12 protein-coding genes are annotated in these 14,301 nt (G+C 71.0%); 5 read left to right on the forward strand and 7 right to left on the reverse strand.

Annotated elements, in window-relative coordinates; all coding sequences use genetic code 11:
* Positions 1–70: 70 nt before the first annotated feature.
* On the reverse strand, positions 71–1,510 hold the full coding sequence (locus tag ACQPZX_RS25800; RefSeq protein WP_433385432.1) for an NAD-dependent succinate-semialdehyde dehydrogenase: 1,440 nt from the start codon (positions 1,508–1,510) through the stop codon (positions 71–73).
* Positions 1,511–1,555: 45 nt separating this feature from the next.
* Here ACQPZX_RS25800 and ACQPZX_RS25805 point away from each other — a divergent pair, with 45 nt between their 5' ends.
* The 3 genes from ACQPZX_RS25805 to ACQPZX_RS25815 all read left to right on the forward strand — a co-directional run bounded on the left by ACQPZX_RS25805 (position 1,556) and on the right by ACQPZX_RS25815 (position 4,199).
* Positions 1,556–2,047, forward strand: coding sequence for a MarR family winged helix-turn-helix transcriptional regulator (locus ACQPZX_RS25805; protein ID WP_433359916.1), 492 nt, complete (start codon positions 1,556–1,558; stop codon positions 2,045–2,047).
* Positions 2,044–3,222: an MFS transporter gene (locus ACQPZX_RS25810; RefSeq protein WP_433359919.1), complete on the forward strand. Its 1,179-nt coding sequence runs from the start codon at positions 2,044–2,046 to the stop codon at positions 3,220–3,222. The genes ACQPZX_RS25805 and ACQPZX_RS25810 overlap by 4 nt, the downstream gene beginning before the upstream one ends.
* Before the next feature lie 77 nt (positions 3,223–3,299).
* Complete coding sequence (locus tag ACQPZX_RS25815; protein WP_433359921.1) at positions 3,300–4,199, forward strand: NAD(P)-dependent oxidoreductase; 900 nt, start codon at positions 3,300–3,302, stop codon at positions 4,197–4,199.
* Here the strand turns inward: ACQPZX_RS25815 and ACQPZX_RS25820 are convergent.
* Entirely contained in the window at positions 4,102–4,887 is a 786-nt protein-coding gene (locus tag ACQPZX_RS25820; protein ID WP_433359924.1) for a GlxA family transcriptional regulator, read from the reverse strand. The genes ACQPZX_RS25815 and ACQPZX_RS25820 overlap by 98 nt on opposite strands.
* Positions 4,888–4,964: 77 nt before the next feature.
* Here ACQPZX_RS25820 and ACQPZX_RS25825 point away from each other — a divergent pair, with 77 nt between their 5' ends.
* On the forward strand, positions 4,965–5,585 hold the full coding sequence (locus ACQPZX_RS25825) for an L-threonylcarbamoyladenylate synthase (RefSeq protein WP_433359926.1): 621 nt from the start codon (positions 4,965–4,967) through the stop codon (positions 5,583–5,585).
* 51 nt (positions 5,586–5,636) lie between these two features.
* Here the strand turns inward: ACQPZX_RS25825 and ACQPZX_RS25830 are convergent, their stop codons facing one another.
* The 4 genes from ACQPZX_RS25830 to ACQPZX_RS25845 form a co-directional block, all read right to left on the reverse strand.
* Positions 5,637–6,881 (reverse strand): SGNH/GDSL hydrolase family protein, encoded by a 1,245-nt coding sequence (locus ACQPZX_RS25830; protein ID WP_433359929.1) that lies wholly within the window; start codon positions 6,879–6,881, stop codon positions 5,637–5,639.
* Position 6,882: 1 nt separating this feature from the next.
* Positions 6,883–9,831, reverse strand: a complete 2,949-nt coding sequence (locus ACQPZX_RS25835; protein WP_433359931.1) for a glycosyl hydrolase 115 family protein — start codon at positions 9,829–9,831, stop codon at positions 6,883–6,885.
* Positions 9,828–11,105 (reverse strand): SGNH/GDSL hydrolase family protein, encoded by a 1,278-nt coding sequence (locus ACQPZX_RS25840; RefSeq protein ID WP_433359934.1) that lies wholly within the window; start codon positions 11,103–11,105, stop codon positions 9,828–9,830. The genes ACQPZX_RS25835 and ACQPZX_RS25840 overlap by 4 nt, the downstream gene beginning before the upstream one ends.
* A gap of 61 nt (positions 11,106–11,166) precedes the next feature.
* Positions 11,167–11,853 carry a polysaccharide deacetylase family protein gene (locus tag ACQPZX_RS25845; RefSeq protein ID WP_433359937.1) on the reverse strand — a complete coding sequence of 229 codons (687 nt, stop codon included), beginning with the start codon at positions 11,851–11,853 and terminating at the stop codon, positions 11,167–11,169.
* 199 nt (positions 11,854–12,052) lie between these two features.
* On the opposite strand from ACQPZX_RS25845, the gene ACQPZX_RS25850 reads away from it, so the two are divergent.
* Positions 12,053–13,108 carry an endo-1,4-beta-xylanase gene (locus ACQPZX_RS25850; protein WP_433359940.1) on the forward strand — a complete coding sequence of 352 codons (1,056 nt, stop codon included), beginning with the start codon at positions 12,053–12,055 and terminating at the stop codon, positions 13,106–13,108.
* 64 nt (positions 13,109–13,172) lie between these two features.
* Here ACQPZX_RS25850 and ACQPZX_RS25855 read toward each other — a convergent pair whose 3' ends face one another.
* The gene (locus ACQPZX_RS25855; protein ID WP_433359942.1) at positions 13,173–14,294 is read right to left on the reverse strand and encodes a lytic polysaccharide monooxygenase auxiliary activity family 9 protein; all 1,122 of its coding nucleotides are present in this window, start codon (positions 14,292–14,294) and stop codon (positions 13,173–13,175) included.
* Positions 14,295–14,301: the final 7 nt, after the last annotated feature.

The raw sequence follows: 14,301 nt of genomic DNA on the forward strand, positions 1-14,301 counted from the left end.
ACTAGATAACTAGCACAATAGCGGTACGAGAGAGGCCGGAGTCAATGACCCCGGCCTGTCTCTCAGGTACTTACCAGTTGACCGCGATGTATTTCGACTCCAGGTACTCGAGCAGGCCCTCGTGTCCGCCCTCGCGCCCGATACCGCTCTGCTTCACCCCGCCGAACGGCGCGGCCGGGTCGCTCACCAGGCCCCGGTTCAGGCCGACCATCCCGGCCTCGATCGCCTCGCTCACCCTCAGGCCGCGGGCGAGATCCTTGGTGAACACGTACGCGACCAGGCCGAACTCGGTGTCGTTGGCGTACCGCACGGCCTCGTCCTCGGTGTCGAAGGTGACGATCGGCGCGACCGGGCCGAAGATCTCCTCCCGCAGGATCGGCGCGTCCCCCGGGATGCCGGTCAGCACGGTCGGCGGGTAGTAGAAGCCCTTCCCGTCCGGCCGCTTGCCGCCGGTCACCGCGGTGGCGCCGCCCTCGAGCGCGCCCTTGACCAGGCCGTCGACCTTGCTCACGGTGTCTTCGTTGACCAGGGGGCCGACCTGCGTCTTCTCGTCGGTGCCCGGGCCGACGACCAGGCCGGCCATCCGCTCGGCGAGCCGCCGGGAGAACTCGCCGGCCACCGACGCCTCGACGTAGAAGCGGTTGGCGGCGGTGCACGCCTCGCCGCCGTTGCGCATCTTCGCGATCATCGCGCCGTCCAGGGCGGCGTCGAGGTCGGCGTCGGCGAAGACCAGGAACGGCGCGTTGCCGCCCAGCTCCATCGACGTGTTCACGACGTTGTCGGCCGCCTGGGCGAGCAGGATGCGGCCCACCTCGGTCGAGCCGGTGAACGACACTTTCCGTACCCGCGGGTCCTTGAGCATCTTGGAGACGACCTTGCCCGAGCTGCGCGACGGCAGCACGTTGACGACCCCGTCCGGGACGCCGGCCTCGGCCAGGATCGCGGCCATGGCCAGGGCCGTCAGCGGCGTGTCGCTGGCCGGTTTGAGGATCACCGTGCAACCCGCCGCGAGGGCCGGCCCGATCTTGCGGGTGGCCATCGCCGCCGGGAAGTTCCAGGGCGTGACGAGGACGCAGACACCGACCGGCTGCCGCACCACCAGGATCCGGTTGGCCCCGCTGGGCGCGGTGCTCACCAGGCCTTCCCCGCGGACGGCTTCCTCCGCGAACCACCGGAAGAACTCGGCCGCGTAGGTGACCTCGCCCTTCGCGTCGACGAGGGCCTTGCCGTTCTCCAGGCTGATCAGCTTGGCCAGCTCGCCGGCCCGCTCGGTCATCAGCTCGAACGCCTTGCGCAGCGCCTCACCGCGTACGCGTGGGGGTGTCGCCGCCCAGGCCTTGCCCGCCGCGGCCGCCGCATCCACCGCCGCGGCCGCGTCGGCCTCGCTCCCGTCGGCCACCGAGGCGATCACGTCCCCGGTCGCCGGGTCGAGCACGTCGAAACGATCCCCGGAGGACGCGGGGACCCACTTGCCACCGATGAAGAGTTCAGTTTCCACAAGCCCCAGCATCGTCCTGCGGAGGCGCTCCCGCCAGAGTTCCGGTATGAATGAGTCATGCATACCGCGAACGTGGTGGTCGCCTGGCTCAACGCGATGCAGGACCGGCTGCGCGCGGAGATGCGCGACCTCGGCGTCGAGGCGCGTGACCTGGCCGCCCTCACGCTGGTCGCCGCCTACGACGGCTGCTCCCAGGACTGGCTGCGCCCGCGCGTCGAGCTGACCCAGTCCGGCACGGTGCGGCTCGTCGACCGGCTCACCGCCCGCGGGCTGCTCACGCGCGGCGCCTCCACCGGCCGGGGCGTGCCGCTGCACCTCGCACCGGGCGGCCAGGAACTGCTGGCCTCGTGGGGCGCGCGGCGCGACGCGGCGATCACGGCGATGCTGGACGCGCTGGCTCCGGACGTCCGGACCGGTCTCGTCGACGGCATGGCCCAGGCGCTGCTCACCCAGCCCCGCGAGCGCCGCCACGCCGACACCGCCTGCCGGGTCTGCACGTGGCCGGCCTGCGGCGCGGACTGCCCCGTCGACCGCAGCGTGACGCCGTGACGATCGCGCCCGCCCTCCGGATCCCCGCACCGGTCTGGGCGGTGGGCGCGCTCGGCTTCCTGGCCGCCGCGGCCGACAACATCGTGCTGCTGCTGGTGCTCTGGATCGCCGGCCCGCAGGGCTGGACCGGCCTCGAGACCGCCCTGGTCGTGCTGGCGATGCGGCTGCCCACGCTGCTGACCGGGCGGCCGGCCGGGCGCGCGGTCGACCGATGGGGTGCGCGCCGGGTCGCCGCCGGCGACCTCGCCGTGCGCTGTGCGGCGCTCCTCGCGCTGATCGCGTGCGGAGCGGTCGCGGGCAACTTGCCGATCGCCGCCGTCCTCGTGGCCGGAGGTCTGTGCGGCGCGACCAGCCCCGGCACGTACGCCGCCACCCGGTGGGCGATCCCCCGCCTGGTCGGCGCGCCCCTGCTCGGCCGGGCCAACACCGTGATCGGGCTGAGCGAGCAGTTGCCGCTGCTCGCCGCCGGCGTCCTGGTCGGGCCGTCGTTCGCCCTGCTCGGCCCGGTGTACGCCGTCGTGGTGCCGGCCGGCCTGCTGCTCGCCGCGCTGTTCGTGGTGCGATCGCTGCCCGGCACGGGCGCCCGCGCCGCCGGCGTGCCGGCACGCGGGTCACGCCGGATGCCCCGCCGGGTGGTCGCGCTTATCGCGCTGTCGACGGCCTACTACTTCCTGTACGGGCCGTTCGAGACGGTCACGCCCGCGTTCGTGCGGGAGCGGCTGGGCGGCGACGCCGGCGCCTACGGCATGATCTGGGCCGCGTTCGGCCTCGGGGCGATCCTTTCGCTGGCCGCCGCGCCTCGCCTGGCCCGCGACCGGCCGGGCCGGGTCAACGCCGCCGGGGCCGCGCTGTGGGGCGCGAGCATGCTGCCGTTGCTGGTCGTCGGCGACTCCACGGTGGCGGCGGGGTTGTTCCTGGTGAGCGGGGCGATCTGGGGTCCGTACACGACGATCGAGACCTCGGCCCTGCAACGCTGGACCGACCCGTCGGCACACGGCGCCGTCTTCGGCCTGCAACGCGGCCTGCTGGCGACCGCCGCCCCGCTGGGAGCGGCCGCCGGCGCGCTGCTCGCCTCGGTGGCCGCGCCCCAGCTGGTGCTGGCCGGCAGCGCGGCGGCCTGCGCGCTCGCCGGCCTCCTCGCCCTCACCGACCGCGGCCTGCGGAACGCCGTCTGAGGACTCCCCCGCGAATGGCGGGATCATTGCGCACGATCGCGGCGGTCGGCCGACGTCCGCCGCCCTATCTTGTGGGCATGGTGCTGGGATTTCTGGGGCTCGGGGTGATGGGGCGGCCGATGGCCGCGAACCTGGTGGCGGCCGGCCACGATCTGGTCGTCTGGACGCGGTCCGGCGTGCCGCTGGACGGCGCGCGCTTCGCGGAGAGCCCGCAAAAGGTCTTCGAACAGGCCGGAGTCGTCTTTCTCATGCTCGCCAACGCCGAGGCCATCGACAGCGTGATCGGGCCGTACGTCGAAGGGCGCACTGTGGTGCACATGGGCACCACCGCGCCGGAGTACTCCGCGGATCTCGGCGAGCGGGTTGTCGCTGCCGGCGGGCGATATGTCGAGGCGCCGGTGTCGGGATCGCGGGGACCGGCCGAGGCGGGACAACTCGTCGCCATGCTGGCCGGCGAGCCCGAGGATCGGGAGCAGGTGCGCCCGCTGCTGGCGCCCATGTGCCGGGAAGTGGTCGACTGCGGGACGGCGCCGAACGGGCTGCTCATGAAGCTGGCGGTCAACACCTTCCTGATCAGCATGGTCACCGGGCTGGCCGAGGCGTTCCACTTCGCCGAGGGGCACGGGCTCGACCTGGGCACGCTGCGCAGCGTGCTCGACGCCGGGCCGATGGCCAGCTACGTGTCGCGGGGCAAGGCGGGGAAGATCGTGGACGGGGACTTCGCGGCGCAGGCCTCGATCCGGGACGTGCACTACAACAACCGGCTCATCGTGGAGGCCGCGGCCAAGCGCGGGATCGAGGCGCCGCTGCTGGACGTGTGCCGCGAGCTTTACGCCGAGACCGAGCAGCAGGGCTTCGGCGGGGAGGACATGGCCGCGGTCATCCGGGCGATGTGGTCGCGAAGCGGGCTCGGTACTCCGACGGGGAGCAGCCGAAACGACGCTGGAAGTGTTGCCGCAGCAGGGCCGCCGAGCTGAAGCCGGCGCGGCCCGCGGCCTCCTCGACGCCGACGCGCGGGTCGGTCTCGAGCAACTGCTGGGCCAGGCGGACGCGCTGCTCGAGGATCCACGCGTACGGGGTGGTGCCGGTCGCGGCCCGGAACCGGCGGGCGAACGACCTCGTGGACAGGAACGCCCGGCGGGCCAGGACGTCGATCGACAGGTCCTCGTGCAGGTTGCCGAGGGCCCAGTCGAGCAGCTTGTCGATGCCGTCGTCGGGGCGGCGCAGCGGCGGGGGCGCCGGACGGGCCGGACGCGGGCCGAGCACCATGCCGCAGGTGACCGCTTCGGCGACCACCGAACCGTGATCCTCGCGGATCAGACGCAGGCACAGCTCGATTCCGGCCGCGGACACCGGAACCACCCGGGCGCCGCGGGCGGCGGCGGCGTGCAGCGCCTCCGCGACCGCCGGGCTGACCTCCCGGGTGGGCGAGATCGGCGGCGCGACCGCGACGAGGTCGGCCGCCGCGAGCCGCTCCAGCCCCTCGGTCGGCGTGACGTGCAGGCCGCCCGGGATAGGCACGGGCACGCCGGGGTGCTCGGAGCAGATCGCGAAGTCGAAAGCCGGCACACCCCGATGGGTCCGGTCGATCCCGAAGACCTCGCAGTAGACGGCCAGCTCGAACGGGAGAACCGTAGACGTCGTCAACACGGCAACGTTCCGCACGACTTCGAGCCTGCCAGCGGTGACGCGCCCGGGGGATGGCCACTTGGCGGGGCGTGGCTTGCAATAGGCTGCCCGGAGTGGCGAAGTATTTCGACGTACATCCGGTCAATCCGCAGCCGAGGGCGATCCGCCAGATCGTGGACATCGTGCGGGACGACGGGCTGATCGCCTACCCGACCGACTCATGCTTCGCGCTCGGGTGCCGGATGGGCAACAAGGACGGGCTCGACCGGATCCGGGAGATCCGGCACCTCGACGACCGGCACCACTTCACGCTGATGTGCCACGACTTCGCCCAGCTCGGCCAGTTCGTGCAGATCAACAACGCGTCGTTCCGCCTGGTGAAGGCGTCGACCCCGGGCCCGTACACGTTCATCCTCCCGGCCACCAAGGAGGTGCCGCGGCGGCTGCTGCACCCGAGGAAGAAGACCGTCGGCGTGCGCATCACCGAGGACGTGGTGGCGCAGGCGCTGCTCGCGGAGCTCGGCGAGCCGCTGCTCTCCAGCACGCTGCTGCTGCCGGGCAAGGAGGAGCCGGAGACGGTCGGCTGGGAGATCAAGGAGGAGCTCGACCACGTGCTCGACGCGGTGGTCGACTCCGGCGAGTGCGGCGTCGAGCCGACCACGGTCATCGACCTCTCCGACGGCGAGCCCGAGATCATCCGAGTCGGCGCCGGCGACGTCTCCCGCTTCGAATGAGGGTCCCGCGCGCCCCCGGGTCCGCGTAAGCCCAGGAGCGCGCGGGACGTTTCAGGAGAGCCAGCGCAACGGGACCGCCGCGGCGAGGGCTCCGTAACCCGCCGGGTTCAGGTGCAGGTGGTCGCCGGTGTCGTAGGCGGGGTTGAGCTGGCGCGGCGCGGCCGGGTCGCGGGCGGCCACGTCGAAATCGGCGATCTCGTCGAAGAGCCGGCCGCGGCGGAGGACCGCGTTGACGGCCTGGCGGGACTGCTCACGCAGGCCGTCGGGGTCGTCGTAGCCGGTGTTGCCGCCGAACGGGGTGATCGTCGAGCCGTAGACGGTGATGTCGCGGGCGTGGGCGCGCAGCACCACCTGTTCGAAGGCGAACAGCAGGTCGTCGGTCACCTGTTTCTGGTCGGCGGCCGTGGCCGGCGCGGTGCCGATGTCGTTGACGCCCTCGAAGATCAGCATCCGGTCGACGCCGCTGGTGGCGAGGACGTCCCGGTCGAGCCGGGCCAGGACGTTCGGGCCGAGCCCGTCGTTGAGGACCCGGTTGCCGCCGGCCGCCTGGTTCAGGATCGCGGTGCGCGGGCGGCGGGCGAACAGCTGGTCGGGCCAGCGGTCGTTGCCGTCGGTGGTGGACCCCCGGCCGTCGGTCAGGGAGTCACCCACGATCGCGATGGCCGGCGCGTTGCCGAGCACCTCGACCCCACTGATCAGGTACCAGTGGGCCACCGAGGCCGCGCCCGACAAATCAGGTGAGGACACGAAATTTCCGTTCACCAGGTAGGTCGTCGTGCGCGAGCCCGGATGCGAGGTGAGGTTCAGCGTCTGCTGCCCGGCCGCCAGGTAGGTACTGATGGTCAGGTTGACGCCAGGCCCCACCGGCAGGTCGACCGGGTCGGACACCACGTTGGCGCCGACCGGGACGACCACCGATGGACGCCCGCCGAAGGTCAGCGGGCGCGACGAGCCGGGGACGATCGCCGATACACCGGCCTTGCCCCCGGCCGGCAGGGCGACAGCCGCCGCGGTGATCGGCAACGCGGCGCCGCCGAAGGCGTTGGAGAAGCGCACCCGCAGCCGCCCGCCCCCGACGGTGACGTGCACCGTCTGCCGGAGCGTGGTGTCCACCAGCGTGGACGAGGCGCCGGTGAACGGCGCCGGCGGCAGGTTGCCCGGCTCGGTCAGCTGGGGCATGGCGACCCAGGTGTGCATCCACCGGGAGCGGCCGTGCGCGCCGGCCGGGACGGGACCGCCGAGGACGGCCCCTCCCAGGGCGGCGCCGCCCAGGCCGAAAACGGAACGACGTCGCATGTCAGGCCCTCCGGCTCTCGGGCGGTCCGAGGTAGCTGTACTTGACGCCACCGGTGTCCACGACGAGCCGCTGGACGATGACGGTCGGGTCGACGGCCCAGAAGGTCAGCGTGTGCTTGCCGGGCGCGGCGATCGTGTGGGTGGTCGTGGTGCGGTTGATGTTGTCGCTGGTGTTGCGGGCCCACTGCCGGTTCATCGTGGTGTCGTTGGCGCCGGTCGCCGTGGTCACGTTGACCACCTGCGGGGTCGCGCCGTCGATCGAGACCGCGTACTTGAGGCCGTCGGTCGGCAGCACGTTGTTGCGCGGCGACAGGTACGCCGTCACCTGCACCGGCCCGGACGACGTGAGTGTCATCGGATATTCGAGGCTGGCGGATGCCGAGAGCGGGGTGAGCCCATTGCCCGTCTTCCCGATCCCCGGCAGCAGCTGCCACTGCCCGGTCTTGCGGGTGTAATGGTCGGCCTCGATCGCGACATATCCGTTGGCCTCGAGGAACCCGCTGGGCCTCAAGGCCGGGCGGGTGACCGGCGCCTGCACGACGACCGACGAGCCGGCGCCGGTGATGGTGATCGGCACGCTGGTCGTCCCGGCGGGCGCACGCCGCCAGTCGACCGTCACGTAGGAGCGGATCTGGTCGGTGACGGTGCCCGAGGCGTGGGTCACGGACAGCCACGGCGCGCCACTACTGATCTTGTAGGGGAACGGCGTGGCGCCCTTGTTGTAGACCTCGATGTACTGCTGCGACTGGCTCTGCCACGGGCTGAACGCGGGCAGCGTGGTGGCCGATCCCCCGTCGAGCGCGACGCCCATCGACGAGCCCGCCGGGATCTCGACCCGCTTGAGGTACGGGAAGATCTCGTCCGGCAGCGCCACGTTGTTGAGCTCCGGTTGCTGCCAGGGCGCGTTCGGCCCGTAGCGGGCCACGTTCCCGTACCCGATCTTGGGTTGCAGCTGCCAGTTGTGCCACTTCCCGCCGGCCAGGGTGTTGTTGTAGTAGTCGCTCATCGCCTGGTCCTCGGCGAACAGCGCCTCGGCCCGGTCGGCGAGCGCGTTGGTGGCCGCCCGGCCCTGCGCCGCGTACGCGATGTTGGTGAACTCCGCGCGCCGCAGGTCGTAGACGATCGCCGTGTCTTTCACCTGGTAGTACACGAGCTGGTAGAACGCGTCCTGCCAGGCGGCCGGCACGCGGCTCTTCACGACCGAGGCGCGACGGGCCAGGTCGAGCCATTGGTTCGTGACGCGGTCCATCTCGGCGTAATCGGTGAGGCTGAACGGCGTCTGCTGGTCGTCGTACACCACGGCGCTCGGGTCGGTCGTGATGTCCTTGGCCGGGTCCACGGTGATGCGACGGTTCAGCAGCTCGGGCTTGCGGCGGGACTGCAGATGCCCGTACGTGTCAAGAATCGAAGCGATCGCCGGCGCGAGTCGCTCCCCGAAGCTCTGCGCCGCGTAACGCCGCGTCCACTCCCCCAGCTTCTCCACCGGCCAGGCCGCCGGGTTCCACGCGTAGTCGAGGAAGAACTGGGTGGGCAGCTCCTCGTTCTTGAGGTCGCCCACGTTCGCCACCCAAAGGCGATCGACACCCGACGCGTACGCCCGATGCAGCTGCTCCCAGGTGTTCGTGAGATTCGCGGTGTCGGCCCACTTGTAGTTGCGGCCATCGCCGACATAGTCGAAGTGGTAGTACATGCCGTAACCACCGCTGCGCGGGGGAAGCGACGGATCGGGCAGCTTCCGCATGTTGCCCCAGTTGTCGTCGCAGAACACGACCGTCACGTCGTCCGGCGGCCGGTAGCCCTTGTCCCAGTAGCGCTGGACCTCCTTGTAGAGGGTCTGCACCTGGGGCCGGTCGATCAGGCCGGTGTCGCGCAGGATCTCCCGCTGGCTGTCGATGATGGAGCTCATCAGGTCGATGCCGTCGCCGTCGGGCAGCGACACGTCGCCGTTGCCGCGCATGCCGAGCGTGATGACGCCCTCGATGTTCTGATCGCGCATCCGCTCGGCGCCGTCCTGCCAGTACGCCTCGATCGCGGCCTGGTTCTGCCGGTAGCTCCAGACGCCGTTGCCGCCGTAGGGGTCGGTGCCGTTGACCGCGTGCCGGTTCCACTCCTCGATGCCGCGCATCATCGGCGCCTCGTGCGACGTGCCCATGACCACGCCGTACTTGGTGGCGGTCGCGTGGTTCAGCGGGTCGTCCTCGGCGAACGCCCGGCCCCACACCGCCGGCCACAGGTAGTTGGCCTTGAGCCGCAGCATGGTCTCGAAGACCTTGGCGAAGTAGTCCGCGTTGAGGCCGCCGGGATAGCCGGGCGCCTTGCCGGGGCCGAAGTGCTCGGGCGCCCAGGTGCCGGTGTCCGGGTTCTCGTCGTTGATGAAGAAGCCGCGGTACTTCACCGCCGGGGTGCCCTGGCTGTGGCGGCCCGGCAGCACGTACAGGTTGTCGTGGTGCTCGACCGGGACGTCGTCCCAGAAGTACCACGGCGAGACGCCGATGTTGCGCGAGACGTCGTAGGCGCCGTAGATGGTGCCGCGCTGGTCGCTTCCGGCGATGACGAAGGCGCGCCTGATGCCGGGCAGCGGGTTGTCGACGACCTGCTCGATCGTCGTCTCCCACTTGCCGCGGATCGACGAGACGTCGAGCTTGCCGCGCGCGATGATCTTGTCGAGGATCGGGCTGTGCCCGACCGTCCCGACGATGATCGGGTCGTTCTTCGCCTTGGCCCCGGCGTTGGTGACGTTGTGGATGTCGTTGCGCAGGTCGTCGGCGACGCGGATGACACCCGCGTAGTCGGCGCTGTCGACCATGACCGGCGCTCCGGCCAACGCGAAACGACCCGGCCCGGGGTGCGTGGAGATGTAGTCGTTGGTGGTCTCGGCGCCGTGCGCGGCGGCCGAGGACGGGATCGCCAGCAGCGGGGCGATCAGGACGAGTGCGAGTGCCGCCTTCATCGGAAGAACCTCAGATTCACCGCCGCGGCCATGGCCGCCATGCCGACGTCATTGGGATGCAGGTGGTCCCCGCTGTCGTACGCGGGGTTGAGCCGGATCGGATCGGCCGGGTCACCCATGGCCCGGTCGAAGTCGACCACCCCGTCGTACTCGCCGCTCGTCCGGATCCACCGGTTGAGCCGGTGCCGTTTCCGCTCGTTCTCGATCGAGTAGAAGCCCAGCGTGTCGTCCTTGAAGGGCAGGATCGTCCCGCCGTACGCCACGACGCCCGCCTCGTGCGCGCGGGCGATCAACTGCCGGTGTCCCGCGATCAGGTCGTCGGCGCTGACCACCTCGCTGGGCGGCGCGACCGTTCCGGGGTGCCCGAGGTCGTTCACGCCGAGCAGCACGACCAGGAACCGCCGGCCGGGCTGAGCGAGGACGTCGCGGTCGAAGCGCTTGAGCCCGCTGACGCCGAAATAGTTGGCGAACGTCTCGGCGTCGCTGCCGGCCGGCGGGTTCGGGTCGTGCAGCAGCCGGTTGCCCGACACGCCCAGGTTCGCGATGCCCCGGTCGAGGTGGGCGGCCCGCAGCCGCGCGGCGAGAAGGTCCGGCCAGCGGTGGTTCAGGTTGTTCTGCGTGTTCGCGCCGTTGGTGATGGAATCGCCGAGCGTCACGATCGCGGACGCGCCGCCCTTGCGGACGGCGACGCCGGACAGGAACAGGTCCTGCGCGAGGGTCGCGGTGGCCGTCACCGTACGGGCGGAGGTCACGTCCCCGGCCGCGATCACGTTGTCCTGGAACGCGAACGCGGCGAGCGTCGTCACCGTGGTGCGTTGCCGGAAGTAGAGGCTGATCGCGAGGTCTCCCCCGGCCGGCAGCCGCAGCCGGACCGGGTCGCTGACCGCGGGCGCTCCGGCCGGGATGGTGGGGTCGGGCCGCCCGCTGAAGGTGACCCGCCGATCGGTGCCGGGCACGATCGCCGTGCCGGCGCCGCTGCCGTCACGCAGCGCGACGTGCACCGCGTCGACGTGCAGCGCCTCGGCGCCGAACTCGTTGGTGAGCCGGATCCGCAGCTCGTCGCCGCCGGTCGAGCAGTGCACGACGTGCCGCACGGTCTGGTTCTCCAGCACGGCCGGCGCGCCCCGCGACGGGATGGTCGTGGGCACGGCCGCCCAGGTGGCGACCCATTGTTCCGAACTCGGCCCATGCGCGAAAGCGGGCGTGCCCGCGGTCGCGGCGCCGACGGCCGCGCCGGCGCCGAGGGCGAGCAGTTCACGTCTGGTGGTGGACATTGCTTCTCCTCTCAGCCGCGGCCGGCCCGCCTCGCGGCGGGCCGGCCGGGGACCGCGGTGGTCAGCCGCGGGCCTTCGGCAGGGTCAGGCGCCAGCAGTCGGCGCGCAGCTCGGGAATGACCTGGTCGACGGCCGCTACGGTCTGGCTGCGGTCGCCGCCGCCGTCGTGCATGAGCACGACCGCGCCGGGAGTGATCCGGTCGTGGATGCGCTGGACGAGGACGTCGGTGCCGGGCGGGACCCAGTCCTCGATGTCGAACCTCCAGCCCAGCGGCTGCATGCCCAGATCGGCGGCGACCTGCGGGCTCTGCCCCCAGGCGCCGTACGGGGCGCGGAAGTACGCGATCCGCGCGTGCGGGACGGCGTCGCGGATGAGCGCGCTGGTCGCCTCGAGGTCGGCCCGGATCTGCTCGGGCGTCCACGCCGACATGTCGTCGTGGTGCAGCGAGTGGTTGCAGAGCACGTGACCCTCGCGGGCGATCGCGCGGGCCACCTCGGGGTGCTCGCGCACGTGATCGCCCCAGAGGCAGAAGACGGCCTTGACGTGGTGCTTGCGCAGCACCTTGAGCAGGTTGTACGTGTCGGGCGGGTTGGGGCCGTCGTCGAAGGTGAAGCTCACGACGTTCCCGTGGCCGCGGGCGGTGTCGACGATGACGGGGGTGGCGCGGCCGGAAGCCTGCGCGGGACTGGCCGCGAGCAGGGTGCCGGCCACGGTGAGAGCGGCAGCCAAGGACAAGAAGCGGGACACGCGGAATCCTCCGTGGTGGATCGGAAGTTTCGGAAACATGTCGGTGGAACACCCCGAACGTAGAGGGGCCGATCTATGCCGTCAAGACACTGCGCTGTTGATCTTCAATGAGAAAGACCCATTGACTAGGGGCGCGCGGACAACGAAGCTTTCCGCAAGTTACCGGAACTTTCGGATCCACCACCGGAGGGAACGTCTGATGATTCGATTCCGAACAGGACTGGGCGCGGCGGCTCTAGCCGCGATCACAGTTCTGGGCGTGACCGTGCTGCCCAACGCCGCAGCGGTCGCGCATGACACCGGGCTGCGCGGCGCGGCCCGCGGCACCGGCACCAAGATCGGCACGGCCGTGGACATGAACGCCCTTGCGAACGACGCCGCCTACCGGGAGGCCGTCGCCCGCGAGTTCAACACCGTCACCCCCGAGAACGTCATGAAGTGGTCGGAGGTCGAACCCACCCAGGGCACGTACAACTGGGGGCCGGCCGACGACCTGATCAAATTCGCCCGGCAGAACGGCCAGGCGGTGCGCGGCCACACCCTGGTCTGGCACAGCCAGCTGCCGTCATGGATAAACGAGACCGACTTCACCAAGGCTCAGCTGCGCGACCTGCTGCGGCGGCACATCTTCGCCGAGGCCGGTCACTTCAAGGGCAAGATCTGGGCCTGGGACGTGGTCAACGAGCCGCTGAACGAGGACGGCACCCTGCGCGACACGATCTGGCTGCGGGCGCTCGGCCCGGGCTACATCGCCGACGCGTTCCGCTGGGCGCACCAGGCCGACCCGTCGGCGATCCTGTTCCTCAACGACTACAACGCCGAGTGGCTCAGCCCGAAGACCGACGCGTACTACCAGATGGTCAAGGACCTGCGCCGCCAGGGCGTGCCGGTGCAGGGCTTCGGCATGCAGGGTCACCTGGGGATCCAGTACGGCCTGCCGGGCGACGTCCTGCAGAACGTGCGGCGCTTCGACGCGCTCGGCGTCAAGACCGCGTTCACCGAGGTGGACGTGCGCATGATCCTGCCGACCGACGTGTACCGGACGCAGGCCCAGGCCGAGGGTTTCGGTCTCATGCTGCGGGCGTGCCTGCTGGTCAAGAACTGCATCTCCTACACCGTGTGGGGCTTCACCGACAAGTACAACTGGGTTCCGGGCGTCTTCGCCGGTGAGGGTTCGGCGACGCCGATGGACGAGCAACTGCAGCCGAAACCCGCTTACGACACCTTGAAAGAGACGTTCCAACTGGCCGGCTAGAGCTTTCCTCTGAACCGGGAAAGGCCGGGCGGCGGCGCGGAAAGCGCCGCCGCCCGGTTCTCTTTTATGCGGTGCTACACGTCAGGTTGTTCACCGTGGTCGGCGTCGTGCCCGACCCGAGGAACCCGAACGTGGTGTCGCCGGCGGCCGGTATGGATCCGTTCCAGCTGGCGTTCTTGACCGTCACCAGCGAGCCGCTGCTGGTGGCCGTGCCGCTCCAGAGCTGCGTCAGGGTCTGCGACCCCGGCCAGGTCCAGGTGACCGTCCACTTGCCGATCGCGGCGTTGCTCGGCGCGTGCACCATGATCTGCCCCTGGAAGCCGCCGGTCCAGGATCCGGTCACGTTGTACATGGCCGTGCAGCCCGAGCCCGGGTTGCCGGTCGGCGGCGTGGTGGGCGCAGTGGTGGGCGGCGTCGTCGGTGGCGTGGTGGGCGGCGTCGTCGGCGGGGTGGTCGGCGGGGTGGTTGTCCCGCCGCCACCGACACCGGTGACCTCGCCGTTGCCGCCGTCGAAGACCACGTCGGAGCAGCCGTAGAACGTCTCGGTCGAGTCCGACCGCGACCACACCGAGTAGATCAGGTGGCGTCCCGACTTGCCCGAGGGCAGCGTCGCGTTCCACCAGTAGTGACCGTCGTCGGTGCCCGGCCCGCCGTTCGCCGGCGGGTTGGTCACCTGCGAGAACGGCGTCGACTCGAGGTCGCTCCACGCGAGGGCGCGGGTCGGGCTCCACGAGTCCTTGGTGATGTACAACGAGAACGTTCCCGGGTGCTTGGCCCAGTCGTTGTAGTCGATCTCGATGGTCCGGCCGGACGTGAGGTGCGTGACCGGCCAGTCGTTGCGGGCCAGGTTGTAGCCGGTGAAGTCGTACGGCCCACCGGTTCCGCCGCTGCACAGCTGGCCGTTCGGGATGAACCCGTCCATCCGGCCCGCCCCGTCCGAGCGGAGCACGGCGAACCAGTTGTACAGAGAGGTGGCCCCGCTCTGCGCGACCGCGGCCGCGCAGGCCGCGTTCTTCGGCTCGATCGCACCCGTGTTCGGGTTACGGCCGTCCTTGTAGCAGAGGAACGTGCGGCTGCCGGGCATCATCATGGCGCCGTGCGCCTCGGCGATACCGGGCAGAACCACCGCCCCCAGCCCGGCGGCCATCACGGCCGCCGCGGCGTACGCGAGCAGTTTCTTTCTCATGTCTCCT

Source organism: Actinoplanes sp. CA-142083 (genome assembly GCF_050942195.1).
Taxonomy (GTDB): Bacteria; Actinomycetota; Actinomycetes; order Mycobacteriales; family Micromonosporaceae; genus Actinoplanes.